Source organism: Paenibacillus xylanexedens, assembly GCF_001908275.1.
Lineage (GTDB): Bacteria > Bacillota > Bacilli > Paenibacillales > Paenibacillaceae > Paenibacillus > Paenibacillus xylanexedens_A.
In genome coordinates this window covers 4,051,074-4,076,728 of sequence record NZ_CP018620.1, presented here as the reverse complement: position 1 = coordinate 4,076,728, position 25,655 = coordinate 4,051,074, and the positions used below count along the sequence as shown (strand labels likewise).

General features: G+C 45.2%; 22 protein-coding genes and 1 pseudogene. 4 read left to right on the top strand and 19 right to left on the bottom strand.

Features of this window, described 5'->3' with window-relative positions; genetic code table 11:
• Positions 1-59: 59 nt before the first annotated feature.
• The 5 genes from BS614_RS18110 to BS614_RS18090 all read right to left on the bottom strand — a co-directional run bounded on the left by BS614_RS18110 (position 60) and on the right by BS614_RS18090 (position 6,253).
• Positions 60-2,885 (bottom strand): glycoside hydrolase family 2 TIM barrel-domain containing protein, encoded by a 2,826-nt coding sequence (locus BS614_RS18110; protein ID WP_074094988.1) that lies wholly within the window; start codon positions 2,883-2,885, stop codon positions 60-62.
• Between the two features lie 186 nt (positions 2,886-3,071).
• Positions 3,072-3,866 carry an SDR family NAD(P)-dependent oxidoreductase gene (locus BS614_RS18105; protein WP_074094987.1) on the bottom strand — a complete coding sequence of 265 codons (795 nt, stop codon included), beginning with the start codon at positions 3,864-3,866 and terminating at the stop codon, positions 3,072-3,074.
• 129 nt (positions 3,867-3,995) lie between these two features.
• A complete protein-coding gene (locus BS614_RS18100; RefSeq protein WP_074094986.1) occupies positions 3,996-4,994 on the bottom strand; it encodes a helix-turn-helix domain-containing protein in 999 nt (332 codons plus the stop codon).
• Positions 4,995-5,186: 192 nt separating this feature from the next.
• Positions 5,187-5,759 carry an esterase/lipase family protein gene (locus BS614_RS18095; protein ID WP_051449755.1) on the bottom strand — a complete coding sequence of 191 codons (573 nt, stop codon included), beginning with the start codon at positions 5,757-5,759 and terminating at the stop codon, positions 5,187-5,189.
• Positions 5,760-5,944: 185 nt separating this feature from the next.
• On the bottom strand, positions 5,945-6,253 hold the full coding sequence (locus tag BS614_RS18090) for a hypothetical protein (RefSeq protein ID WP_074094985.1): 309 nt from the start codon (positions 6,251-6,253) through the stop codon (positions 5,945-5,947).
• 163 nt (positions 6,254-6,416) lie between these two features.
• Between BS614_RS18090 and BS614_RS18085 the strand changes: the two genes are divergently transcribed.
• Positions 6,417-7,649, top strand: coding sequence for a GAF domain-containing sensor histidine kinase (locus BS614_RS18085; protein ID WP_074094984.1), 1,233 nt, complete (start codon positions 6,417-6,419; stop codon positions 7,647-7,649).
• A gap of 286 nt (positions 7,650-7,935) precedes the next feature.
• On the opposite strand, the gene BS614_RS18080 is transcribed toward BS614_RS18085, so the two are convergent.
• Positions 7,936-8,358 carry a hypothetical protein gene (locus tag BS614_RS18080; RefSeq protein WP_017688591.1) on the bottom strand — a complete coding sequence of 141 codons (423 nt, stop codon included), beginning with the start codon at positions 8,356-8,358 and terminating at the stop codon, positions 7,936-7,938.
• A 229-nt stretch (positions 8,359-8,587) separates the two neighbouring features.
• On the opposite strand from BS614_RS18080, the pseudogene BS614_RS32165 reads away from it, so the two are divergent.
• Together BS614_RS32165 and BS614_RS32155 are read left to right on the top strand one after the other, a co-directional pair.
• Positions 8,588-8,970: pseudogene (locus BS614_RS32165) on the top strand (copper amine oxidase N-terminal domain-containing protein); the annotation flags it as partial.
• 141 nt (positions 8,971-9,111) lie between these two features.
• Positions 9,112-9,861, top strand: a complete 750-nt coding sequence (locus BS614_RS32155) for a glycosyl hydrolase family 18 protein (RefSeq protein ID WP_244898154.1) — start codon at positions 9,112-9,114, stop codon at positions 9,859-9,861.
• Between the two features lie 351 nt (positions 9,862-10,212).
• On the opposite strand, the gene BS614_RS18065 is transcribed toward BS614_RS32155, so the two are convergent.
• From BS614_RS18065 to BS614_RS18030, 8 genes are all read right to left on the bottom strand, one after another.
• Entirely contained in the window at positions 10,213-11,388 is a 1,176-nt protein-coding gene (locus BS614_RS18065) for a Ger(x)C family spore germination protein (RefSeq protein WP_167544406.1), read from the bottom strand.
• A gap of 30 nt (positions 11,389-11,418) precedes the next feature.
• Positions 11,419-12,522: a GerAB/ArcD/ProY family transporter gene (locus BS614_RS18060; protein ID WP_074094981.1), complete on the bottom strand. Its 1,104-nt coding sequence runs from the start codon at positions 12,520-12,522 to the stop codon at positions 11,419-11,421.
• Between the two features lie 41 nt (positions 12,523-12,563).
• Entirely contained in the window at positions 12,564-13,973 is a 1,410-nt protein-coding gene (locus BS614_RS18055) for a spore germination protein (RefSeq protein ID WP_074094980.1), read from the bottom strand.
• A 199-nt stretch (positions 13,974-14,172) separates the two neighbouring features.
• Positions 14,173-15,054 (bottom strand): carbohydrate ABC transporter permease, encoded by an 882-nt coding sequence (locus BS614_RS18050; RefSeq protein WP_084174585.1) that lies wholly within the window; start codon positions 15,052-15,054, stop codon positions 14,173-14,175.
• Between the two features lie 15 nt (positions 15,055-15,069).
• Complete coding sequence (locus BS614_RS18045) at positions 15,070-15,960, bottom strand: carbohydrate ABC transporter permease (protein WP_074094979.1); 891 nt, start codon at positions 15,958-15,960, stop codon at positions 15,070-15,072.
• Positions 15,961-16,014: 54 nt separating this feature from the next.
• Entirely contained in the window at positions 16,015-17,280 is a 1,266-nt protein-coding gene (locus tag BS614_RS18040; protein ID WP_074094978.1) for an ABC transporter substrate-binding protein, read from the bottom strand.
• Positions 17,281-17,365: 85 nt separating this feature from the next.
• Entirely contained in the window at positions 17,366-18,250 is an 885-nt protein-coding gene (locus BS614_RS18035) for an AraC family transcriptional regulator (protein WP_017688600.1), read from the bottom strand.
• 116 nt (positions 18,251-18,366) lie between these two features.
• Positions 18,367-19,365, bottom strand: a complete 999-nt coding sequence (locus BS614_RS18030; RefSeq protein ID WP_342351871.1) for a LacI family DNA-binding transcriptional regulator — start codon at positions 19,363-19,365, stop codon at positions 18,367-18,369.
• Positions 19,366-19,526: 161 nt separating this feature from the next.
• Here BS614_RS18030 and BS614_RS18025 point away from each other — a divergent pair, with 161 nt between their 5' ends.
• A complete protein-coding gene (locus tag BS614_RS18025) occupies positions 19,527-19,952 on the top strand; it encodes a MaoC family dehydratase (RefSeq protein ID WP_074094976.1) in 426 nt (141 codons plus the stop codon).
• A gap of 69 nt (positions 19,953-20,021) precedes the next feature.
• On the opposite strand, the gene BS614_RS18020 is transcribed toward BS614_RS18025, so the two are convergent.
• The 5 genes from BS614_RS18020 to BS614_RS18000 all read right to left on the bottom strand — a co-directional run bounded on the left by BS614_RS18020 (position 20,022) and on the right by BS614_RS18000 (position 25,524).
• Positions 20,022-21,212 (bottom strand): aminotransferase-like domain-containing protein, encoded by a 1,191-nt coding sequence (locus BS614_RS18020; protein WP_074094975.1) that lies wholly within the window; start codon positions 21,210-21,212, stop codon positions 20,022-20,024.
• Between the two features lie 178 nt (positions 21,213-21,390).
• Complete coding sequence (locus tag BS614_RS18015; protein ID WP_074094974.1) at positions 21,391-22,539, bottom strand: NAD(P)/FAD-dependent oxidoreductase; 1,149 nt, start codon at positions 22,537-22,539, stop codon at positions 21,391-21,393.
• Between the two features lie 6 nt (positions 22,540-22,545).
• Entirely contained in the window at positions 22,546-23,265 is a 720-nt protein-coding gene (locus BS614_RS18010; RefSeq protein ID WP_047842870.1) for a methyltransferase domain-containing protein, read from the bottom strand.
• Positions 23,252-24,409 (bottom strand): type III polyketide synthase, encoded by a 1,158-nt coding sequence (locus BS614_RS18005; protein ID WP_074094973.1) that lies wholly within the window; start codon positions 24,407-24,409, stop codon positions 23,252-23,254. Before BS614_RS18005 ends, BS614_RS18010 begins: the two co-directional genes overlap by 14 nt.
• Positions 24,410-24,639: 230 nt before the next feature.
• Positions 24,640-25,524 carry an alpha/beta hydrolase gene (locus tag BS614_RS18000; protein WP_074094972.1) on the bottom strand — a complete coding sequence of 295 codons (885 nt, stop codon included), beginning with the start codon at positions 25,522-25,524 and terminating at the stop codon, positions 24,640-24,642.
• Positions 25,525-25,655: the final 131 nt, after the last annotated feature.

The window sequence follows — 25,655 nt, the reverse complement described above, 5'->3', positions numbered from 1 at the left end:
CTTCCATTCGCGGAAGGGGCTCATTGGCATAATTAAGGGAAACCTGACACTTCTTCTCCCTATATTTTAGTTAACAACTTGCGAAGTTCCTCTACTTCCAGACATGCAACTGGCTGGTAAGCGGAACTCTGTACATAACGCTGGAAGCTGTATAACAACTGTTTGCCCTCCAATGTAGTCATCAGACGCTCCAGATTCAGAGCTCCCATCAGCACTCTCCCCTTCCCGACCCGACACTCCATCAACAGGCCGAGCTTGTGGTTTCGCTCAAAATTGTCAATGGTCTGCACGATCGGATTCAAGTCTTTATCCAACTCATCCAAGATGATCGATGACGACTCGGACACGATGCTCCACCACGGATAAGTTGAGTGCTCCTCTGTGACAAAATGTTCGAAGGCCGGATGATCCTGTTGAATTAACAAGCCCATTGTGCTCACAGGAACTTCTCTTTTCATATTCTCCGAGATGGATCGAAACATAGGGTAAGACCAGAAATCGGTGCTATAGAAACCTTTAATCGCATGTTGAATCTGGTCGGGATTTGGGAAAAGCATAATATCCTCTCCCTGCTCTAGCAACACCAGCGCCGCTTCGGAGAGTTCGGTAAAGAGATTTAATCCGGTCAATTCCACGTCCAGTTGACTCGGATAGATCCACAGGTCGTAAGACTTATGGATATCCGTGCCTGGAATGGACAGTCTAAGCTCCACTTTGGTCATATTGGAGACTTCAGGAATGCGAATGCTGAGATCCGCGATATTCACATAATGTTCTCCATGGGTCGCTGGCAGGTCTGCTTTCCCTTCCGATAGGACGCTTCCTTCGATCTGCTCGCTTTGAATTTCCCACTTCAATTGAAGTCCATCCAATGCTTGTCTCCGGAAGTAATTTAGTTCAATGCGTGCTTCGAACAATTCACCCGCTTGATAATTATATTTGGGGAATCTCGCCAACAACACAGCGTCGGAACAAAACGTTCTCCACTCCTCAGGTGTAATCATGCCTTTGGAATCCATGAATGCGTCCAGTACACCCACAAGCGCTGTTCCCTGACCACTGAAATCCTGAAGATCCAGCAGCTGGAAACCGGCTAGTTGCTGCGAACGAAAAGCAGCTTCCAGTTCTTCCTTGTAACATGCGACCGCGAGTTTACCAGAGGCTCTGAAGTATGCTTCCGCCAGATGTCCCAGTCCTTTGGCATTCAGACGCTCTCGAAACACTTCGAAATTCTTGGCTTTGAGAGAACCCGTATACTTGTTGATCTCCTCGAAATTAGGAAACGTGGCGTACTGTCCAATTTCATGCGAAATAATTGGTACGTGTGAGACAAGTTGGTCACTTCCAGCTTCGGCCTGCACTGTTTTGGAACCTGTCCCATACTGAATCTGAATCTCTTTGTCCCCAGTCTGACCAGAAGGGTCAGCATCGCTGCCTTGCTCAGGTACAATGTTTGAATCGTAATCTTTCAATGTATTTGGCAAGTCGGTCTGCACGTGTCCAAGCGGAGCATCACACATTGCATACGAACCTCTGAACAGACGCTCTTTGGAGAACCGTACCCCGCAGAAGAATTCACTTTCCTCCAGAATGTCCGGCACAAACTGAAAGTTATTCGAACCTTCGGTGTATAGATGACGAGGATCATATGCTTTGTATGCCTTCAGGATCGAATTCAATCTGTCCTTGCTTCCCCATAGTTCATTCCCCATGGACATCATGACAAACGAAGGATGATTACCAAAAGCACGTAGCATCGCAAATCCTTCGCTAATCAAGTAATCCTGCTCGGCTTGATTATGCCCATCCGAAGATTCATCCGTAATGGTTCCCCAGAACGGAAGCTCAGGCTCCATGTAGATGCCGAGCAGATCCGCTGCAATAAAAGCAGCCTCCGGAGGACAACAGGTATGGAAACGGTAGTGATTGATACCGTAGGACTTGGAGATAGCGAGAATACGAACCCATTCATCCACATCTGTTGGCGCGTATCCGGCGAGCGGAAAGATCAGCCCGTCATGTTTGCCTCGAAGAAACGTTTTGCGACCATTAATGGTGAATTTGTCTCCGGCAGCCCGGAATTCCCGTAATCCCGTCCATACTTCGGTGGAATCCAGCACTTCGCCGTCCTGATCTTGCAGATGAATATGAAGTTGGTACAGGTTAGGTTCATCATCACTCCATAACATCGCATCTTCACCAATCTTGTACGTCAGCTGGATTTCCTGCGAATCCGGGGCGAAAATCTGTTCCTCGGTCGTATACACCGGATCTGCACTGACTGCAACAGCTGAAACCACGATTCGTACTTCTTGCAGGTCACCAACAAGTGCTGCCTTGATCTCGAAAGATCGAGTCGCAAGATCGGGATAGACCTGAACATTATCCAGGAAAACACGCTCGAAAAATTGAAGTTCCAATTTCCCGGTGATGCCGTTCCAATTCGTCTGTGTGTCTTCGGATGTAAGGTGACCACCTTTAGTTGGATAATTGGTATTGTCCACTCGAATGGTAATTGTATGAGTCCCAGCGGTTAGCCCTGCCTCAATCTCGTAACGGTGAGGTGTGTTCAGACTGTTTTGTGTTCCGCATTCCACCCCATCGATCCAAACTCTGGTTACTCGTGTTCGTTCCAGATGCAAGAAGCAACATTTTCCAGCCAAGTGTTCGGGAATTTCAATCTCTCGTGAAAACCAGGCATAACCCTCAAATAAGTACTCATCCGTCAGCGCACCGATTAACACATTCTCGTTTTTCTTGCCCTTGGCCGCATGAGATGTAGTATTTGGCAATGTAATAACATCTGAGAAATTCAGACCACGTTCCACCTTATGTTCATCAAGTTGGAGTTTCCATATGCCTTCCAGATTTATTGTAGCTATCATGATAGTGTCCCCTTTTAGATTCAACTAATCGATAAATGTAATCGCTTCCAATGAACAGAAATCGTTTTCGAAAATCATACCTGTATTATAAACTCGATTGACGCCCTCGCATAGATCATTTACAAATAAAAAAGTCGCCAATGCTGGCGACATCTTATGGATACCTATCCTGTATCCTGAACAATTTTAAAATATGGTGGGAACCATACCCCCGTCCATCCGGATGGGAGAGCCTCTGAAGGCTGAAGCATATGGGCTGCATACAAATGTAGCGAGTCTGCCTATTTCACTTGGCTTGATGAATCGCTGTAATTCGGACTGTGGCAGATTACTCTTCATAAAGTCTTTCTCTTTTTCCTCAAAAGTCAGTGCCTCATTAGGGTATATGCCCTCAATGATTTCTTGTACGTTTTCGGACAGTGTTGGACCTGGCAGGATCGTATTGATCGTAACCTCGGTTCCTGCTGTCAGCTTGGACAAACTTTTGGATAATGACAGCAGCATTGACTTGGTCATGCAATACTGAGGCATCTGGCCTGAAGGCATAAGGGCTTCTTCACTTGCAATGAAAATAATACGTCCGTCATTGTTCTTCACCATTTTAGGTAAATAAAATTGAGACAAGCCATTGGCAGCAAGTACATTAGTACGGAAATATTTCTCCCACACTTCATCATTTATGTCTTCATAACTCATGATTTCATATATCCCCATGTTATTGATTAATATATCAACTTCAGGAAATTTCTCAAATAAAGCTTGGCGTTGCGCCAGATCCACAAGATCAGCCGTAGCCTTTTGCGGAGAGGTCTCCGGAAAAGTGGACTTGATTTCACGAACGGTTTGTTCCACCTCTTCATCATTACGTCCATTAATCAGAACATGAACACCTTCTCGAGCGAGTTCTATAGCAATCGCTTTACCGATCCCTTTTGTTGATCCTGTAACTAAGGCTGTTTTCTCTTTTAGTCCCATATCCATCCTGCATTTCTCCTTCATGATTACAACTATCCGGCTGCTTCTTCTGGACATTGCCAATAGCTTCATGCACCGGATAGGTATAATATTACGCAGTCTGAAGGACCTAGTAACTAGCATTTTGCGCCAGAGTTATTGCCTTACACGCCAATTTGAAGGTGTATCCCCTTCCCAGGTCTTGAAAGCACGATAGAACGAATTCTGGTCTTCATATCCAACCAGAAATGCCACTTCTTTGATATCGAGCGAAGGATCTGCAAGGTACGCTCGGGCCTGCTCACGTCTGGCCTCGGTTAATAATTGCTTGAAGTTTGTGTTCTCCTCCGTCAGTCGCCGTTGCAAGGTACGATCGCTCATGCGAAGCTCTTTGGCGACCGTCTGGATGTCAGGGCGCTTTCCTGTGAGGCTGCGTTTCATAATCCATTTGACTACTTCAGTAATGGAACGATTGCTCTCTTGTTCGTCCAGCGACCGATCCAGAGCCGGGGTCAGAATCTCAAGTAACTCCTCGTTATACGATAGAAAGGGAAGACTCAGATCTTTCCGTTCCAGCGTCAGCCGATTATAGTTGGAATTCGCATCGACTCGGCAGCCGAAGTAATCCTCAAGGGTGGCTACGTCACCCATCGGTTGGGAGAACTCAGCCCGTTTTGCAATCAAAGGCTGTCCTGTGCCCCTCCGTCCAAGTTCGATCAGAAATGCCAGCGTAATACCGACCAGTAATGGCGGACCTTGTTGCTCCTTATGTAACCATCCTAGTTCAATGATACATTCCTCCCCTGCTTCGGTAATCTGCAAACTCTCGGGAGGACACATTTGCTTGTAACGCACCATGCGATTCAACGCATCACGATAATCACGAGCATGGTACATCGCCAGAACAGGTGGAGGATACTTCGATATTTCATATCCGGTTGCAAGTTTGATGATGCCCTCGGCGGTGTCCCCATTGAGATCAGAGTAGGCCTGCCAGATTGCGAAGTATTGAGATTGGGTCACTACAGGTTTATTTATTGTCTCAAGAGATAGTTGTGCTGTACGAGCGATGTCATCAGCACCAATCCCTAATTGATGTAATCCAGCCCAAAAGCCTGGATGAACTTTAATCCGATCATTCGGTTGAGGTTGCATGTATACAGACTCCTTTAACTTGTTCCATTTTTATTCTGATTTCTAATTATAGAATGGATGTACCTATTTTTGAAACTTACCTCAGCGAGCCATTTCCGGGTAATACGAAAACACGACTAACCATGAATGGTCAGTCGTGTTCAAGTCAATCATTCAGAATATTATGAAAGAATGCACATTTTGTATGTTCAGCTACTCATTCAACGCAGTTTTGATCAGGGCATTCACCCGCGAGTTAAACAGCAGACCGATATGGGATACGAGGGAAACCGAAACGTTGTTCGCCCCGTTCAAACGGGAAAGTACCGGGGACACAATCGTGTCACTGGTGGAATAGATCGAAGTCACCTTTATTCCACTCGGAGCTGTCGTTGTGGTCAATCGATTAGCCCCGCCAAGGGTAATCAACTTATCCACTTTGGAAGCGCCTCCACGGTTAAGTATGTAATAGAGACTATTAGCTCCACCCATGCTATGAGCTATAATATTGACTTTTGTATGACCCGTTTGGCGTAGAACATCATCTACGAATCGACTAATTGCTGCGGAGTTCAACAGCTGGTTTCCTTGTTTGCTAGGAAGGTCAATCGCGAATAATTCGTCTCTTGTCCACCCTTGGCTACGCAAATAACTCTCAATTGCTGTAAAATTGCTATCTGAACCGGTCAATCCATGTACCAATACAATGGGTGTACGTGCCGTAGCTGCAGAAGCCTTTGAACTCGATCCTATTCCAGTTATTGATAAGGCAAGGATCATACTCATGAATACAACAAGTATTAATTTGGTCTTTTTCACTTCATTACCCTCCTGTAAAATGTTTTATATTCCATATATTACAATCTAACATATGGAATATAAATGAATCTTTAGTCTCATTTTTACAGGGATGTCTAAAGTATACTACAACTAACATCATTACATTTTATTAAACTCTAGTTCTCTACTTCTTATCCTTCAACGATATCTGCACGTAGATCCGTTGCAATCTCAATCATTTTGGGTACAATAGCTTCGTTCGAAATAGCTACATACAGATCCCCCATGTACAAGCGAAAAGCTATCAGTGCACCCTCAAGGTCCCACATAAAAAAGTCCCCCTCGATGGTCATGGTGCTCTCAGCTCCTACAATGTTAAGAACCGGTGAATAGGTAAAATCGGGTTGAGATTCGAAGTAGAGTTTGCACTCTTCCAGCGAGATGGATTGCTCGGCATTACTATCTTGCATGGATCGGGTAATTCGAAAACGCTGATTCATTGATTTGCCTCCAAAACTTTATTAATATATACATGTTACACAGCATTATATTTTCTCATTTCCGTCTTCCACTGTCAAAACCATACATGATCGATTCTTCAAATTCATATATACTGAATACAGTGCACAACGAATTTCTACAATCAGGAGGAGTCAAATCAATATGTTAAAAACAGAATTCATTGATGTACTATCCCTTGTCTCACATAAATTATATGATTCGGCTGCTAATGTCATGGACACGGCAAGCAGGTTAATTCCTGCAAATACGTTTTGTATTGCCCAGTTGGATCATCTATCCACCAAAGTTCTGAACGTATATAATCGTGACAAACTAATTCTGGGTGAGGGGCTGGTCGTTGATAACGCCGAGTCATACTGTGCACTTGTGACTGAACATTCCCAAGGCCCGTTAGTAATCAATAATAATCTAACACATCCATTAACCAGACATATGGACGCAACCGAATTCGTAGGTGGGTGTTCATTTGTTGGTGTGCCTATACATAATGAGAACGGAGAAATCTACGGCTCCCTTTGCTCATTTGATCAGGATTTCTATTCCTATCAACAAAAGGACGTGGATCTGCTTCTCTCCTTGTCTTCCTTTTTCACGAGTCTTCTTGAGATGGAAACAACTCTGCAACAGTTAAAACAGGCGGAAGAGACCGCTGCAAAAGCGCTTGAAGAAAAGAAAAATTTGCTGGCCGTTCTCAGCCATGAAATCCGGACGCCAATGAATGGTGTTCTTGCAATGGCCAATCTGTTGCAATCGACCAGGCTGAGTGAGGATCAATCGTTATATGTTAATGTCATTGAGTCAAGTGGCGCCAGCCTTCTGTCGATGATGGATCAAATTCTGGACTACTCCAAAGCAGAAGCTGGTGCGATCTCTCTGGAGATCAAGCCCTATAGTGTCTCTGACACAGTTGAACATGTATTACAATTATTCTCTTCTGAAGCACAGAAAAAAGGAATTAGGTTGTACGCAGAATATAATATTAATGATCATCTGATGCTTATGGGCGATCAGCACAAAGTTCGTCAGATTTTAATCAATCTCGTTGGAAATGCGCTTAAGTTTACGGAGAAAGGTGAAGTATGCATCTCTACCGAGGTATCTGCTGATACAAAAGGTACTCTCCATGCATCCTACGAAATAAAGGATACGGGCATCGGCATCCCGCAGGATCGTCAGGATCTATTGTTCAAATCCTATTCCCAGATTCATGGTAATTCAGGAAAGTATGGCGGTGCAGGGCTGGGCCTGTCCATCTGTAAACAACTCGCTGAATTAATGGGTGGCATTGTATGGCTTAAAGAGTCCAGTCCTATGGGCAGTCGGTTTGTCTTTAATATTTCCAGCGCTTCACCCAACGTCCATACGAATATCTGAATGATGAATATATTATATTCTATGGTCTGAATGGTCTGCTTAACCCTGAAGTGATTGTCTTCTCTTCCACTGACTATAACCCACCGCTTATGCCTCAATTAACCTATACCGCATTTATCAGCACAAACCTGCTCGGTACTACTCGGGTGGGACCCGAGAGTTTCGACGGATTTGTCGTTTCAGATTGAACAAACACATACAACCCCATATCTCTAATCGTTTTCCCGTAGATTAGTGGTATGGGGTTGTTTTTACGATTAACATAACTTTTTTTTAGAGAGAGCTATTAATCAGACACCACAAATCCATCAAAATTCTCGGGACCAACACGGATTGTTCCCAGCAAGTTGGAGCTTACAAAAGCAGTGTAAGTTAATTGTGGTAAAATCGGTGGATTAAAATCATTTCCAGAGAATGTAATTACTTGTGGTGCCAATACACTTAAACCAAATGTGGACGTTGCGGAGTAAATAACCGGGTCCGTTGACAAGGTACCTCTTACAACGGTAATCGTTATGCCCACAAGAGCTAAAGGTAATTGTACAGAAACCGTCCCTTTAAATTGAACTCTGGGATTCGCTCCCGCTCCGGCAGTTTGCAGACCGATTTGGCCAAAGAGCTGTGGGGTGTTCAGGAATAATATTGGAATAGCTATTGAGTTGGCCAAACTGGCATTTTGTGATGTTCTTGCATCCAGAAATGTGCTCATCAATCTACCTCCTAATGTTGGGATAGGATAGTATATTCGTAGCGTACTATTGTGTTTGGACTTCTAACTCGGAAGAATCTATTAAACAGCGAAATGGTATATATGACTCTATTCCAGACTCTTATATTGGAACGATATGAAAATTTTGTTATGATACATATGCTAGATTACTAGATTTGGTTATAAAACATGATTCTATTATTATGTACAAAGTCGGAGGAGACATACGATGCTTATTAAACGTGTAGGAAAAATCGCCGCGGTTACTGTAATTGCTCTCTCTATCCTTGGAAGTACTCCCAATATCGGTGGAGCCTATGCTGCCCCGGCCATTTCAGTACACTTGGATGATGTTCCCCTGACATTTGATGCAGCTCCACGTATTGATAGAGGTGTCACTTACGTTCCGTTTCGGACAGTCGGTGAAGCCCTAGGTATTGATATTACCTGGAACAGCAAATCACAGACTGTAAAAGCAACGAACACTGTGAAAGGACAAACTACCGAGGTACTATTACAAGTTGGCAGCACCACAGCACCGTAAATGGAAAAAAAGTTACACTCGCAGCAGCACCCGTTCAGCGGGAGGGCCGCGTACTTATTCCACTAAGTTCGTTTAGTAACCAATTCGGTGTACAAGTAAGCTGGAATCAAGCAACCAAGACGGTCTCCCTTGTCTCCCCACAACGCGAGATGCACCTGAGAGCCTTCTATGCATTGCAATCCTTTCAAGAAAAGGACCTTATTACTTCCATGAATTCCGTAGCCTTTGGCTGGAGCCGCATTGATCGTGAAGGTCAGTTTACGCTCCAAGGAGATGAGTACCGCCTCCCTGCTGCTGCGGGTGATATTACACCGCAGTCCATCGTTGCTGACGCAGCAGATCAACAGATCCAACCACAGCTCATGGTGTATGCCTTGGATGGAAACGGAGAACTGACCAAAGTTCTGAGCGACAAGAGCCTGCGGCAGAAATCGATTGAAGGTATAACTGCTGCTGTCACAGAGCATGGTTTTGGCGGAGTTGTTCTGGATTTTGAAGGACTGGGCTTTAAACTGGATGCGGTAGAACAACAGAAGCTGCTCAATGCTTACGTGAAACAACTAAAGAGTTCCTTGCCCCAGGACACAGCTTTATCTCTGGCGGTACCACCGCTAAATAGTGCTTATAAAGGTTATGATTACAAAACACTTGCCTCTATTGCAGATGATCTTATTATTATGGCCTATCAGTATAATCCGGTTGGCACCAAATCTCAGGTACCTGAGCCAAATAGTCTTGTGGATCAAGCGATTCAATTAGCCATACAGGCCGGTGTCCCAAAGAACAAGCTTCTGCTTGGTATCAGTTTAAGCAGTGAAACACCTTCCTCTGTTGATGATAAGCTGGGTCTCGCCAAACGTTATGACCTCAAAGGAGCCGCATTCTGGCGTCTGGGTCTGTTCCGTTCCTACAATACAAAGATGGAAGATGCCGTGAACGCTTCTGTGATCAAAGAATAGACATCTTTAAGTGGATACAGCTCACTTAAATAAAAGAAGGACCACACCTCTGGTACGCAGAGACTTAGTCCTTCTTTTTCCCATCATCTCACTTCATAAATTTATCCACACTTCCAAATATAAGCTTCACAAACTGGGTAGGACCAGGCAAACGGGGCTGAAAGAGAAGAATGATCCCAATTACTGCCGCCACTGCAGTAATTCCCGCGCTCACTATTCTGGCTCGCTTCTCTTTGCTACTCTTCCACTCTGCATACACTATCGCAGTCGCCAGTATCAAAATCCCAAGGATTGAGCCTAGTTTCATGCAATCACCTCTCTTCTCAGGCTTGTAACAGGAGCCAATTGTGTTCAACTTTCGTCCTCATCAGGTATCCCCTGTGGTCCTGTTGATTTTCCGGTACGTTCTACATGTGCATCTACGTTGACTTGCACGTCCATATCAGGATAGATGGTCTCCCAGTTCTTCTCCTGCGCTTTCCATTGATGCGGATAATATCTGCGGAATTCAACTGCGAATTTGAAAAAATCGGAGCGCAGCTCCTTCTGCGACATGTCTAGAGCATCATGAGCCAAAGATGTGAGCTTAGCCGACCATTCCTGTTCCAGTTTAGTTAACACGGCGGGATCAGTCAGATTGGCATCCGTCGTATTTAACACCACTTCTCCCCTGGTTTGGATTTCGACTTTCATACTCCAGTGTTGGTTCACAATTCGCGGCTTCAAGGAGGTTTTATTTTCAATGAGTCTTATCGAGAAAGAACCTTTTAACGGCTTAGACTCAACAGGCATGATAATGTTGTTCAGTTCTTTTCCGAGTAGTAATACACCTACGCTTAGTGGTTCTTTGACCGTCTTGACATAGCGATCCTTCTTATACAAGCTCAGACCTTTCACATATGGTGTCGTTGTCAGTTTATCCTGATCGGGCTCCGGGGGTAAGATTAACATGCGAGACAAAATGGCGGAACTGCTCGGACCTTCAATAGATTTAGCCAGTTCAAGCGCAGTAACACGTGTACCTAACTTCAGATTGGCCATCTCACGCAACGATTCAGCAGAACTTCGCTCCAGTGGATCAAGTAACGCAAGGATATCTTTCGCAGCCTTTTCGCTTGAAAAGACATATGCATGCTCCCTGAACTGAGGGTAACGCAGGAAGAAATCGATATACTCGCGAATACCTCGTTTGCCGGCTTGCTCACTAATGATTATGACTTCGCAGTGTCCCCAGAACATATTCCGAGGAACTTTACGTTGCAATCGATTCAATGCCTCGGCAATTGTACTTCCTTCCGCTGTTCGAATCATTGTAACCCCGCTTGGACTGCCTCCAGTCCCACTGCTATCTCCTGCACTCGCCTTTCGAGGAATGAAAATCTGTGAAGTCAGTTGTACTTTTCCATCTTCATAATCTATACCAGTAGCCAGCACAATAGCCAGGTCGTTAATCTCGATGCGATCCCAGCATCCACTTAAAAGCACACAACACAATATTGGCATTAGTAGTACTCTATATATTCGCAAGTGTTTCTCCCCCATCAATCAGGTGTTCACTCAATTCTTTCTGAAATGTGCCCACCCTTTCTTCAGCCATGCGATGCCATAGATCATAGCCGGAAGGATTAATAAAATGCTGATGGTATACAAGTTAGCTGAAGCGCTAACCAGACTGGCAATACCGGATCCGCCGGACACAACCCAATAAGCAAATACCATGCACAGGAACGAAAGTGGACCAACTACAGGTTTGTAGTCCCGCAAACCGAACCATTCCGCTGTTGAAGTAGCAAAGATATATAGAAAAACGGAAATTTTAACGAAAATACCAAATATCCAGACTGCAATAATAAGAGACTCGATATGTTGCAGGAAGTCCGCAATGGTTATATATCTTGCTGCAATCATGACCGGAAAGACAAATGTATCCGTCAAATCACCAATTAAAAACAGGCAAAACAGATTGGTAACTGTCATTGCGCTTGTTGTCAATACAAGGGAACCCAGCATGACCCGGGTTATTCGTTTTTTTTCATTCACATAAGGTAGTAGAAAAGCCAACACGATATATTCACTAAACCATGCAGCAGGTGCAGCGGCCCCCGTAATAATGGGAATTGGACCCTTCTCCATAAAAGGAAACAGCTCCGCAGGATTCAGTTCATCAATCAACAATATGAAGATCAAAGCCAGCAGCACAATCAACAGGGTAACAAACACCTGGGAGGTTCGTCCAACAACTTCAATCCCGAGTCTGACATTAATCGCACATACAACAACCATCGTACCCATCACAACAAACAAAGGTGTACGTGGAAGTGCATTATTGACAATGAATTCACCGTATTCCCGAATAATCAAGCCCGTCAGGTGGGGCAAGAAAGCGATATATATCAGGCCGAATAACTTGCCCGGAATCCGACCAATAATCAATACACTGGATTGAATGAGCGTTTTTCCTGGGTACAGACGATCAAGTCCAACTGAAATACCAATGGCAGCCAATCCAACGATTGAACCTATAATTGGAGTCATCCACATGTCATGTCCTGCATAGTGCATTGTAATTCCAGGCACAGATAAGATAGCCGTCGCGAGAATGGCGGGAAAGACCATAAATGCCAATTGAGTCACCGATATTTTCCCTTTGTCAGTTAACATATGTAATCCCGCTCCCTTGTTTGCTCGAAATGTAGATTGTTCTAGTGTGGTTTGTTCCTTGGGGATGGACGCCACCATACATCCTTAAGTTCCTTAGCCATCGTAGGTGCTACCGGTGAGAGATAAGGTGTTCCAAATGAACGAAGACTGCTCAGATGAATGACAACCAAGATGACTCCCAGCATGACACCCGTGAGTCCCAACGTTCCTGCAAGAAACATCATAGGAAAACGTAGTAGCCGGGTCGCGATGCTGGCAGCATAGCGAGGGATCATGAAAGAAGCGATACCGGTTATCGCGACAATGATAATCATGGGAGCTGAGACAATTCCGGCACTCGTCGCCGCTTGCCCAATAATTAAGGCGCCCACGATACTGACCGCTGATCCGACCTGCTTGGGCAATCGGACGCCAGCCTCACGCAATGCTTCAAAGGCGATTTCCATAATGAGTGCTTCCACCAGGGCTGGAAAAGGGATCTCTTCTCTCGCTCGAGCAATACTGAGAAGCAATACGGTAGGAATCATCTCCTGATGAAACGTCGTAATCGCTACATAAGCCGATGGAAGCAGCATGGATAAAACAAAAAAACTGTATCGCAGCCAGCGTACAAAAACACTCATGAACACATTTTGATAATAATCTTCGGGAGATTGTAACATGGAAAAAATGGTTACTGGTGCGATAAGGGTAAACGGCGTTCCGTCAACGAGAATAGCAAACCGACCTTCCAGCAAGTTGGAAACAACGACATCCGGGCGCTCCGTCGCAATCATCTGTGGAAATGGTGAATATCGCTGGTCAACAATGCCTTCTTCAATGTACTGACTCTCCAGTACGTCTCGGAGCTTTAAATCGCCAAGTCGTGTCTTCACTTCCTTAACAAGTTTGGGATCAATAATCCCCTCCATGTATACAAGTGAAATACTGGTGTTTGTACGATCTCCCATATTACGTGTATGAAGTTTCAATGCAGGTGTCTTGAGACGTTTGCGCAGTAATGACATATTCATGGTCAACGATTCTGTGAACCCATCCCGTGCACCACGCACGGTCGATTCAGCTAACGGTTCTTCCGTTGAACGATTTGCAGCTAGGTATAGGGGGTATGTAGTTCCGCCTATTGAACCGTCCAGCAGTAACAGGGCTTCTCCTTCAAATATGGCCTGTACTGCCTGAGTGGTCGTTTCAACTTGCTTAACAGAAGCTAGTGGAACTTGCGCAGCTTTGATCCCCATTTCCTGAAGGGGGGTTAGTACCTGTCGTTCCAGCCGTTCCGTATCGCATACACCAACACAATATACGCATAATGCTGAAGTAAGACACGCGGTTTGGAATGTATGAAATACAACGTCCGAGCAACCCGCAAAAACGGAGCGTAACATTTCTTGATCAACAGCAAGATGTCCGGTTAATGGCAGGTCCTGTTGTGTTATCGCTGATGTGTCCATGACGCCTCCCCTTTCCGTGAATGCTCCGTCCAGATATTCTCAGTTAAAGGTATCCTTTACTTATCAGATGGGATATATACGCAAAATATAGAATGCCAAAAAAGCCGCCCTCATGAGCGACTCTGATGATATAGAACGCTATTCATTCCTATGAATCCGTTGATCTTGCGCTTTGAAATTCCCTATTTTCTATTGATCACTATCCTTTCACAGCACCCAAAGCAACACTCCCAATAATCTGTTTGGAAAATACAGAGAATACAATAATAATAGGCAGGATTGAGATCGCTACTCCCAAATACAAGAGCCCATAATCCATCCCATAGTACCCCTGCACTAGCGCAACCAATACCGGAAGCGGATATTTATCCAGGGAGAAAAATAGCACAAGCGGTGTCAGGAAATTATTCCATGATCCGATAAACGTGAATATGCCAAGGGCGGCGATTGCCGGCCCCAGAATAGGCAGTACAATCTGATTGAACGTCCGGAACTCACCGGCACTGTCCACCCGCGCAGATTCAATAATCTCATCCGGGATGCTGCTCTCCATGAACTGTTTGATAAAAAATACATTAAATGCGTTAGCCGCAGCCGGCAAAATAATTGCGGCATAACTATCCAGAAGTCCCATCATGCTGAATAGTCGATATACGCCAATCAAAGCCAGTTGACCTGGTACCATCATGGTTGCTAACAGAAACAGGAACAATCCGTTACGTCCTTTGAATTTAAATTTGGCAAATCCATACGCAGTTAAGGCCCCAATATACAGAGATAATACGGTCGATGTTCCGGCAATAAATATGCTGTTGGCAAACCCACGCCATATGTTGATTTTGGATACCATGTTCATATAGTTATCAACCAAGAATGATCCAGGGAGAAATGTAAAGGTCGAAGCAATCGTTGCATTATTATGTGTGGAATAGATGAGCATCAGATAGAACGGAATAATACAGAGTACGGCTAGACCAATCAGCAATAGATATATGATGATCTTACCCGCCGTTAGTTGCCTTGTGTTGGCATAATGTTGAATTGCTGCATTTGGTTGTTCCATTGATTTCGCAGTTTGCATGAAGAACTCCCCTCCCTATGAACGGCTCTTGCGCTTGGTCATGATGAAGGATGCAACAGACAACAATATGATAATGATGAACAGGCAAAATGCTATGGCAGCGCCGTAACCAAAACGCGTGCTCTGAAATGCTACATTATAGAGATACATAATACTGGTCATGGCTGCCCGGTCAGGACCGCCAGTTCCATTGGTCAGTGTAAATGGCTGATCGAAAATCTGGATGCCCCCAATAATGGATGTAATCATCTGAAACAGAATAATTGGTCGGAGCATCGGCACGATAATATGAATGAAAATATGTTTCTTTTTCGCGCCATCCATCTGGGCAGCCTCCAGGAGAGAAGGGTCAATGCCCTGAAGACCGGCTAAGTAGATGACCATGGAATAGCCAAAGTATTGAAAAAACAAAATGGATGATACAATCAGACGCATAAACCAGGGATCGTTTTTCCAGTTAATTGGATCTTGTATTATGCCGGTCTGCACCAAAAAATGATTCAGTCCGCCAGACTGCCAGTCAAAAATCAAACTGACAAGCAATCCAAGTGATGCCGCTGTCACGATGTTGGGAAAAAAGTATACGGCTCTGAAAAAGTCCCGTCCTTTGAGCAGCTTATCGTTCAGGATAAAAGCCAACACAAGTGAGATTGTGAGCTGTGGAACTACAGATACGCCCCAGATGAATAACGTATTAAACAAGGTTTTGTAGAACAACGGATCTTGTAATACGGCAACGTAGTTACCGATCCCTACAAAATCAGGTGTCGTGATTCCATCAAAGTTGGTGAAACTGATGTAGAGGGAATATAAAATGGGATACAGCCCAAAAGTGGTGAAAATAATAAAAAACGGAGCAATGAAGTAGTAGCCGTAATGGTCCTTGCGAATCGTTTTGGCAAACATGTTCTATCCCCCCAGTTATCATCGGATGTGTATATTCATTCGCTCGCTTATAAGCTAATCCACTTCCAGCTCCGGAAATCTCAAGGTAACATCACGTTTGATTCGCTTTACGACTTCTTCCTTGGTCTGAATGTCCTTATTGAGATATAACTGGAGTACAATCTTGTAGATATCATTGTTAATCGTGGCATCATATTTGGTGCGTTCGTATACAGGTACCCGTTTTGCAGCCTCCGAGAAAAACTCGAAATGCTTCTGTCCTCCCAAATAGGACGATGAGAGAGACGGGGCAAGTTCATCATTTACAACCATGTTACTGGTGAAATAATCCTGCTCTTTCGCTAACTCGGACAGAAAGTCGTGGTCAAAATTATAAAACTCAATAAACTTCCAGGCCAGATCCTTTTTGTCACTTTTACTATACATCGCTATATAAGTTCCGCCTGCACTAAACGCTGACGGTCCCTGAGCCAAGCCCCACATGCCTTCGGTATCCGGGGCGTTGGCCTTGAACGTATATTGCAGTGCCCAGGTTGCCCCGGGATAAAACATGACCTCACCTTTTTGCATGGATGCAGCATAACCTGCACTTCCATCTTCATACTCGGCAAGTACATTCCGCTCACGTGCTTCACGTACAAGATCGAGCACTTCCAAGTACGTTGGATCGATGACAAGCTTGCCATCCTTCACCCAAGGTATACCATCATATGAATTCGATATAGCATTCCAATTCGCCAATGCATGTACTTTATTCCCGCTAAGTTGCTGTACCTTCTCTCCAATCTCGAAGATCTTCTCCCATGTATCGATCTGTGAACCCACCTGCTCAGGATCATCGGTGCCCAGATATTTCTTCGCCAAATCCCGACGATAGTAGATGCCCCCTGGTGTTCCCTGATAACCTATCGCTCTGACATTTCCCTCACTGTCCTGTTCATTGGCCTGAACAAAAGCATATTGTTCCTGAATAAGTTCATTGGCGTTATACGGCGAAGCTGATAGATTCTCCAGATATGGAACGTCAATCAGTTCTCGAATATTTGCATTTTCAATCATAAATACATCTGGAGCCTTCGAGGTTGTCTGTAGCGCAGATTTCAGCTTGGTGATATAGAAATTACCGGGGATGTTGACAAAGTTCACTTTGATGTCAGGATATTTCTGTTCGAATTTCTCAATGGCGTACCCTGCTTCATCCGTAAAACTCCACACGGTAATCTCCTGTTGCTTGGTTTGATTCGATGGACTGAACTGACAACCAGCTAACAACATCGCTGCACATACCAATACAACAGTTGGCTTAAACCACTTCTTCATAGGCCCCCTCCTTCAAAAAGGAAACGCTTACAATTTATTAGAGTATATTGATTTTGGAGAGGGCTTTCTCCACAAATATTGTGCATTACCCTCCATATTTTGTGATATTCGTACGATGTTTCTTACGAAATTCGGAGGGTGTACAGTCATTATATTTTTTGAAAAGACGATTATAGGAGTTAACATTGTTAAAGCCATGTCCGATCGCAATCTCCAGAATCGTATCCTGACGGAACAATAAGGCCCACTCGGATTTGATAATTCGAAAATGATTCAAGTATTCCATCAGTGTTACTCCCTTGATCTCTTTGAACAGCTTGCAGACATGGAACTTGCTGAATTTAATATGTTCCGCCACCTGTTCCAGCTTAATGGGCTCAGCATAGTGCTCCTCCAGGTATTCACAGACCGATTCAAGGAATTCAAATTTTTTGGAGGAAGTACATGCCCATCCTGAAGATGAAGATTCATCGGTGGTAACCGGTACTTTGGTACGTAATAAAAGTATGATGAGATCATACAACCTGGATACCATTAACCATCGGTATCCCGGTTTCTGATTTTTCTTCTCGGTAATGATGTCATCTATATATTGAGTCAGATTGCTCTGACTTCCCGTATTCGAGGGAATAACTGTTGTTTTGTTGAAAAGTTGTCCGAGATCCTGAATTTCGGCTTCGGTCGTGAAACTCCCCGTTAACAATTCGAGTCGGAACAAGATAATGGTCAAATGTTCGGTCCCTGGCAAAAAGCAGTGCACATCCCCTGGTTTGATCAGCAGCACATCCCCTTTTTCCAACTCACACACGTGGTCGTTCACGCCAATTCTGGCGCTCTTTCCATTGACGAGAACCAGTTCAACCTCATCATGCCAGTGTGCAGCATAATTGAACTGATTTCCTGTATGAATTACCCGAATGGGAAAACCTTCTTGCATATGGCCTGTCTCCAAAAAAGTGGGTACGCCCATCGTATCAACCTCCATTTATTTCCAACAAAAAATACTCCTCGTCTTTATATTATGCATAAATGGCTACTCTCCTTTCTTTTTAAGTATTTAAAATTCTATAGAATGCAAAAAACTCCTCAACTCAGGTTGAGGAGCCGAACAGAATCACGTTCCACGCATTGGATGTCCAGTGTATATAACGTCTCTACGATCTCTCCGTTCAGCAGTTGGAAGAGAACATGACCTGCAAGCTGGCCTGCATCCCTCTTCGGCTGACGAAATGTGGTTAGAGGTGGATTCATATACTGAGATGCAGGTATATTGTCAAAGCCAATTACGGATAACTGCTCAGGTATTGAGATATCATGCTCCCTGAAGGCTTCCAAGCCGCCGATCGCCATTTCATCATTTGCAAAAAATACAGCGGATGGCAACTCTCCTTCAAGCAGTTTCTTGGCTGCATCGTACCCATCTTGCTTCATGTATTGTCCGCCAATTTTCCATTCGGGGTTCTCTTCGATGCCTGCCTCCTTTAAGGCTTTCAAATAACCTTGATAACGATGGAGATTACATTCCGATTGTGACGGGCCACTAATATAAGCTATTGTCCGATGCCCTTTATCGATCAGATAACGGGTAGCCAAGTAACCACCTTGCGTATCTCTCATCAAAACCTTTACAATATGTTGAGCATCCAGATCCCGATCCATGACAACAATTGGAAACCCTGCTTCAGATGCTTCAATCAGCAACTGATCTTGAATATTCTGAGCAATAACAATAGCTCCGTCAATTCTTCGTTCACGAATGTAACGATGGGCTGTCGACTTCTCTCCACCCAACGAACTACATACGATCATATCGTATCCATGACTCATAACGACGGTTTCTATTCCGTTCACCAGATCCGAGAAATACGGACTGGACATGTCATGGACAATAATACCAATAGTTTGTGTACTATTTCGTTTTAATTCCGATGCAGGACCATGCCTAACGTAATTGAGTTGACTCGCTGCTTCAAGTACTCGGAGTCTTGTCGGCTCACTTACATTCCCTTTATCGTTGAGTACGCAAGATACGGTCGAACTGGCTACACCAGCCATCTTGGCTACATCTTTAATCGTTGTCATCATATATACTCCTCAAAGACAGTTTCATCTGTTTAGTCCTTCATGGTAGTAACACAGCCATACACACGGGATAGTTCACTAGCATTTTAACACGTCAGTCCAGTCATGTCTCTTAGCAAAACATCAACTACGAAAAAACATATTTAAGAAACCGAGGTGCCTTCATGAGATTTAGCGAATATGTAATAGGTCAGCGTTACGAAACCACATCCTTGGCATTATCCAAGAGTGATATTATTGAGTTTGCCACAATTTATGATCCACAGTACATGCATTTGGATGAGGAAAAAGCCAAGCAAGGCCGATTCGGCAGTTTAATTGCTTCTGGCATGCAAACGATGAATATCTCCTTTAAATTATGGATTGAGGTTGGGGTCTATGGAGAGCATGTCGTGGCGGGCACTGGAATGAATAACATTCAATTCCTGAAACCGGTCTTTCCGGATGATGAACTTCATGTCATTGCAGAAGTCATTGGACTGACTCCCAGACGAAAAGGAAATGGGATTGTTACAGTGCTGCTGAGTACTTTCAATCAGAAGAATCAAAAGGTATTTCAGGCAGAATTAAGTGCATTAATCGATAATTAAGGGCGAGAAAAAGCCCAAAAAAAGCCGCCAATTGGCGGCTTTTCGTAAATATATCACATTGAAGCATTTTTAAGCGTTATACCCTTTCAATACCTGCCCCAAAATCTCTACGCCCTTGACAATCTGTTCGTCTGACGGGGTTGAGAAATTAAGTCTGATGGCATTACAAGGGTCTTGCTCGTTCACCAGGAATGCATTTCCCGGTACAACCGCAACCCCTTGAGCTGCCGCTGTCTTGGCATAATCAAGCATGGGCACATGTACTGGCAGATCACACCAGAGGAACAGTCCACCATCCGGTTGGGTATAGGTAATGGACTCACCCATATGCTCTTGCAGCTTGTCCATCATCAATGTTGCTTTTCTCCGATAGACCTCACGAATACTGTTAATGTGCCCCGCGTAGTCATACTCTGTCATGAACTTGTACGCCAGGATCTGTGGAAGCATGGCCGTATGTACGTCTTCTCCCTGTTTGGCAACAACCATCTTCTCCACGACTTCATGGGGCGCTTGTACAAAACCAACGCGCAGTCCCGCCGATAGAATTTTGGAGAATGATCCAACATAGATGACCAGACCCTCATCATCCATAGACTTGATGGTTGGCACATCGTCTCCATTGAATCGAAGCTCTCCGTACGGGTTATCTTCCAAAATCATAACGCCATACTTCTTAGCCAGCTCGTAAATGGCCTTCCGTTTCTCCAGGCTCGTCGTTACACCGGTCGGATTCTGAAAACTCGGGATCACGTAGATCAGTTTCACATTGGGCTCGGTTTGCAGCGCCTGTTCCAGCTTCTCGATATCCATACCGTCCATCTCCATCGGAACACCGGCAAGCTTTGCACCGGATGCCCGGAAGGAGTTCAGGGAACCAATAAAGCTTGGGCTCTCACAGATGATCGTGTCCCCTTCATTACAGAACACTTTACAGGCCAGTTCAATCCCCTGCTGCGCTCCAGATACAATGAACAATTGATCGGATGGTTTACCGGTATCAAAACCTGTCTTCAAATGTTGAGTCAATGCTTCCCTAAGGGGAACATATCCTTCCGTAATCCCATATTGCAGAGCTGTGACGGGGTCATGCTCCAGAATGGATTGAGTGAATGTGCGAATCGCCTCAATAGGAAAGGTTTCCGGAGCAGGATTTCCCGCGGAGAATGGAATCACATTTTGTCCCGAAGAAGCCTTCAGTATCTCACGAATAATGGATGGTTGCAGTGCTGCGATACGATTGGAAAATGAATAGTTCATCTTAAATAGTGCCTCCCGACATTTCATCTGAATTAACTCTCTATCATTACATTAGACTCTATTATACGAGCATTTCCCGAATTTCCAAACTGTCTCCACAAAATTAATGTTTGTACGCCAAAAAAGAGGCCGCCGTTAGCAACCTCTTTGCATAAGTATTGAGCAAATTTTCAGCCTATTAGCGCGCTGCGTTCATCTCGGAAAGCCTTGTGGCCTTCACAACATAAGCGGCTAGACCGGGGATCATCCGAGCCAGACCAGGATAGAATTTATTGGTTTTGGCAAAAGCCAGCTTTTGGATTCTTCTTGCGCGTCTGAGCAATTGAGTGAATTCACGGCTTGCTTCCAGCGTGTAATTACTCTGCCAATCGGCATGTTCAATGTCACCTTGCAGGTACTTGTCAGTCCACCTTGCACACAGGAGTGAGGAGCGAAGGGCAATGGACATTCCATCTCCACATAAGGGTGGTATCATCAGCATGGCATCCCCAATATGCGGATATTGAGACCATGGTTCAGGAACGTTGGACAGATGCAGCGGCGCAATCGACACTTGCGTTCCATCTACAGGTTTTCCTTCGGCTAAACGGGCTGCCAAACTCACGTTTGTCAGGGATGCCGCCTGTAAAATATCGTTTACAGACTTGCCACTTCCCTGGACGGTATCCAGTGTCAACAATGCGGCAACATTCACAATACCATCCTCAATCGGAGAAATGCCCACGTAACCACCCTCGCAAAAATATAACTCTACGCGTGCGGGAATCTCTATCCCGCTGAAGTGGGACTTAACGCCAACGTATACGGTTTGGTCCCGCAGATCAGGTGCGGAAGCCATCCCCCGCGGCTTTTTGGTCCCATGTGCCCCGATAACGGCTTTGGCTCTGTAACTGATCCGCTCATCTCCCTGTTTCACCTGAACCTCATAACTGGCATCCTCAAGCTGCTCGATGCTCGTTATGGTCGCTTTGGTCACAATCTGGGCTCCGGCCTCCAGAGCCTTCTGATGCAAAATCTGGTCCAGCTCATATCGACTTATGCCATATGCGAATCCCGGCAGCGGTGCTTCGATCACTCCGCCTTGTGGCATAACGATTTTGGCATGATCCATGGTGCTGGGTTTCTTCGAATGGTCCAGAAGGTGAATGTCCAGAACCTCTAACATCTCCTTGGTTTCGGGTGACATAAACTCACCGCAGGTTTTGTGTCGCGGGAACTCCTGGCGATCTAACAGAAGGGTCCCATGTCCTTTCCCTGCCAGTTGCATGGCACATGTACTGCCGGCAATTCCGGCTCCGATGACAATCACATCTATCGATTTCGACACGTAAGTTCACCTGCCTTTCGTGGGAATAACAACAGAGTAACGGAACAAAGGCTTCCATTCATAAGTCATCGTATCATGATTGAGCCGTTGTTTAAGTTCCTTCCAATCCCTCCCTGTAAAACCTTTGGCTACGGAAAGAGGCCCATCATGACGAATGTACCGATTGCGAGAGATCATCCGTGTAGTAATCCAGACCGCCTTATAGGATACGGGATGGCGGTGAATATCATTAATGACGACACCGTATCTGGATGCTCGCAGCATATGAGAAACCATATCAACCAGTTGATCTCCGTCAAAATGATGTACAAACTGGGAACCTGTCACGATATCTGCTGAAGCATCCGGCAGTTGTGTAAGATCAGCACGTTGTACCCGGACTCGGGGTTCGTCACGGAATAGTTGTCTCGCTTCCTCACACGCTTCTTCCGTCAGATCAACCAGCGTAATTTCCAGCTGAACACCCTGACGATCCGCCCATTGTAGTAGTTTTTGGTTCACATCCCCTGAACCTGCGCCCACATCCAGTAGGGTCAGTTTATCTGGCCTTCCGACTGAATTCCATAACTTCTCTACACCAGCCAGAGTTGGGCCAGGTGCTGCAAATATTTTGTTAAGACGTCTCAGATGTCTAAGCGCTTCACGCAGTTCCTCCCCTCCCAGAGAGAAGTCATCCATCAGTTCATCTTCCTTGGCCCGAATGGACAATGTTCTAAAAAAGGACATGATCGTGCTCCTCCATCACTGAAGATAATGAGGGGACATAAGTGAATTTCATCAACTCTGCGGTGAGTCCCGGTCCAAATGCCATGGCTACACCATCTGTGGAGGATTGACCCTGTGCCTTCATGTCCTCACGCATCGCATTCAGTACAAACAGAATGGTATTGGAAGATAAGTTACCATACGTTCTGAGGACATCCCTGCTATACTTTGTTTGCTCGTCTCGCAGCTTCATTACATTCTGCACAGAGTCCACAATCCCACGTCCTCCCGGATGAATGGCCCACAGTTCAGGAAGCTGTTCACTTTGCAATAAGAGACGCAGTTCCTCTTCCAGGTAAACACCTAACAGCTTCGGAATACGTGGGGATAGATACAGGTCATACCCCAGATTCCCCACCTCCCAGGTCATATCTTCAGTCGAATCCGGAAAAAGCACAGAATAACCCGTTCCCAGACTCAAAACATTCTTGTGCTGAGATTCTGGTGTGCCCACTACACAAGAAGAAGCAGCGTCTCCGAAGAATGAAGCTGCAAACAGCGCTTCCCGATCTTGTACGGGCTGAAAATGAATGGTGCACAACTCTACACAGACAACAAGGACCTGTGATCCGGGAGCTCCCTGCACGACATCTCGCGCCATCTGAATGGCTTTCAACCCTGCGGCACAACCCTGAAAGATCAGCGGCAGTCGATTAACTCGGGCAGACAAACCCAAATGGCGGATGAGCATAACATCAAGACCCGGCAGATATTGACCGGTGCAGCTGACCGTGATGATATGCGTGATGCTCTTTGGAGATACGCCTGAATCTTCCAGGGCTTTCTCTGCCGCCTCAATCCCGAGCGGAAGCGCCTCCCGCTTGTATGTATTCATTCGTTCTTCGGTTGTCGGGATGTCTGATTGCTCACCAGAGGGCAGATAACGGCATTCTTCCAGTGAACCCAGATAGCTCGGTTCCACGGTATATCGTGTTTCAATACCACAGGACTTGAATATTCGTCTGGCAAAACGGGCCAAATCTGGACGATCCTGAAGAGAAGAAGCGATCAGCTCTGCAATATCTGACTGCGCAACGGGATGGGCAGGTAGAGCCGTTCCCATGCCAAGAATCGCGATATCGGATGGACTGTTAGATTGGTTCATAATAAACCTCCTGGTAATGGTCATTATTTCCTCTAATTTAACAACTCTTACCCTTAACGATATCGTTATAATCTCAATAAGGCTTCTAATCCAGTTTATTAACACATCTGCAAGCTCAGAAGCCTGGTTTCACCAAGCCATTGAAGCAATTACACCAATGAACGAAAAAAAGCCGCCATTAGGCGACTTCAAGGTAACTATATTCCTTCTAAGCGTCATTCTGATACACGTTATTTGGAAAATGCTTCTCTGATCTTGTCACTCATCAGGTACCAGGCATCCTCAGCCATCTGGAGATCGCCAAAATGCGTAAATCCATGAGCGGCTCCCTCGTACTCCTTAAGTGTCACCTTCACACCGCTTGCTTCCAGCCTTGCTGCATATGTTCTTGCTTCTTGGGCCAGTGAATCTTTCTCCGCGGTAATGATCAATGCTTCTGGAAGTCCCTCTACTGATGTTGCAAGCACAGGTGAAGCCAACGGGTCTTGCGCATCTTCTGGCGTTCCAAGGTACATGGCGTTGAACGTTCTGGCGATATCAGCTGGAATCGCTTCTTCAAAACTCGGTTTCTCGGCCGGATCTGTAGCCACATCCAACACGGCATAATCCATAACTTGCAGAACAATCGGCAGCTCGCTACCACGTTGCTGATTCAGTAAACACACTGCTGCAGCAAGATTACCACCAGCACTATGCCCCCCAATAGCGAATAGAGACGGGTTAACCGATAAGGATTGCGGATTGGCGTGGACCCACTGTACAACGTCGTAACATTCATGGACCGCCGTTGGGAACTTGTGCTCTGGTGCAAGACTGTAATCGATATTAACGACCACACAATCAGATCGATCAGCGATCAAGCGACACCATGGGTCATCCATCTCTGCTTGTCCCAAGATGAAACCACCCCCGTGCATATTGAAGAAGACTGGCAGAGGAGCGTAATGGTCCCGATCCGGTGTATACACAAGTACACGTGTATCACCTTTGGTCGTAGGAATCATGACTTCTTTTACTGTGACCGCATACGTGGAACTGGGTTGAAGAGCTGCACCTGTACCGACGACATTTTGACGCATACGTTGTACCATTGCCAGTTGTTGTTGTTGATCCATAGATATCACTCCTTTAGTGGATTGCCAATACGCCTTCTTCCGTTGTCACTTAAGTATAGATGACACTCGTCTATTCCGTCATGTGTAATTCATTTGATATGTATTGATCAACATGCTGAAACGTCGACCAA

Coding starts and splice junctions, on each gene's coding strand:
- BS614_RS18110 (WP_074094988.1), bottom strand. CDS start 2,885: ATGATAGCTACAATAAATCTGGAAGGCATATGGAAACTCCAACTTGAT.
- BS614_RS18105 (WP_074094987.1), bottom strand. CDS start 3,866: ATGGATATGGGACTAAAAGAGAAAACAGCCTTAGTTACAGGATCAACA.
- BS614_RS18100 (WP_074094986.1), bottom strand. CDS start 4,994: ATGCAACCTCAACCGAATGATCGGATTAAAGTTCATCCAGGCTTTTGG.
- BS614_RS18095 (WP_051449755.1), bottom strand. CDS start 5,759: ATGAGTATGATCCTTGCCTTATCAATAACTGGAATAGGATCGAGTTCA.
- BS614_RS18090 (WP_074094985.1), bottom strand. CDS start 6,253: ATGAATCAGCGTTTTCGAATTACCCGATCCATGCAAGATAGTAATGCC.
- BS614_RS18085 (WP_074094984.1), top strand. CDS start 6,417: ATGTTAAAAACAGAATTCATTGATGTACTATCCCTTGTCTCACATAAA.
- BS614_RS18080 (WP_017688591.1), bottom strand. CDS start 8,358: ATGAGCACATTTCTGGATGCAAGAACATCACAAAATGCCAGTTTGGCC.
- BS614_RS32155 (WP_244898154.1), top strand. CDS start 9,112: ATGAATTCCGTAGCCTTTGGCTGGAGCCGCATTGATCGTGAAGGTCAG.
- BS614_RS18060 (WP_074094981.1), bottom strand. CDS start 12,522: ATGTTAACTGACAAAGGGAAAATATCGGTGACTCAATTGGCATTTATG.
- BS614_RS18055 (WP_074094980.1), bottom strand. CDS start 13,973: ATGGACACATCAGCGATAACACAACAGGACCTGCCATTAACCGGACAT.
- BS614_RS18050 (WP_084174585.1), bottom strand. CDS start 15,054: ATGCAAACTGCGAAATCAATGGAACAACCAAATGCAGCAATTCAACAT.
- BS614_RS18045 (WP_074094979.1), bottom strand. CDS start 15,960: ATGTTTGCCAAAACGATTCGCAAGGACCATTACGGCTACTACTTCATT.
- BS614_RS18040 (WP_074094978.1), bottom strand. CDS start 17,280: ATGAAGAAGTGGTTTAAGCCAACTGTTGTATTGGTATGTGCAGCGATG.
- BS614_RS18035 (WP_017688600.1), bottom strand. CDS start 18,250: ATGGGCGTACCCACTTTTTTGGAGACAGGCCATATGCAAGAAGGTTTT.
- BS614_RS18030 (WP_342351871.1), bottom strand. CDS start 19,365: ATGATGACAACGATTAAAGATGTAGCCAAGATGGCTGGTGTAGCCAGT.
- BS614_RS18025 (WP_074094976.1), top strand. CDS start 19,527: ATGAGATTTAGCGAATATGTAATAGGTCAGCGTTACGAAACCACATCC.
- BS614_RS18020 (WP_074094975.1), bottom strand. CDS start 21,212: ATGAACTATTCATTTTCCAATCGTATCGCAGCACTGCAACCATCCATT.
- BS614_RS18010 (WP_047842870.1), bottom strand. CDS start 23,265: ATGTCCTTTTTTAGAACATTGTCCATTCGGGCCAAGGAAGATGAACTG.
- BS614_RS18005 (WP_074094973.1), bottom strand. CDS start 24,409: ATGAACCAATCTAACAGTCCATCCGATATCGCGATTCTTGGCATGGGA.
- BS614_RS18000 (WP_074094972.1), bottom strand. CDS start 25,524: ATGGATCAACAACAACAACTGGCAATGGTACAACGTATGCGTCAAAAT.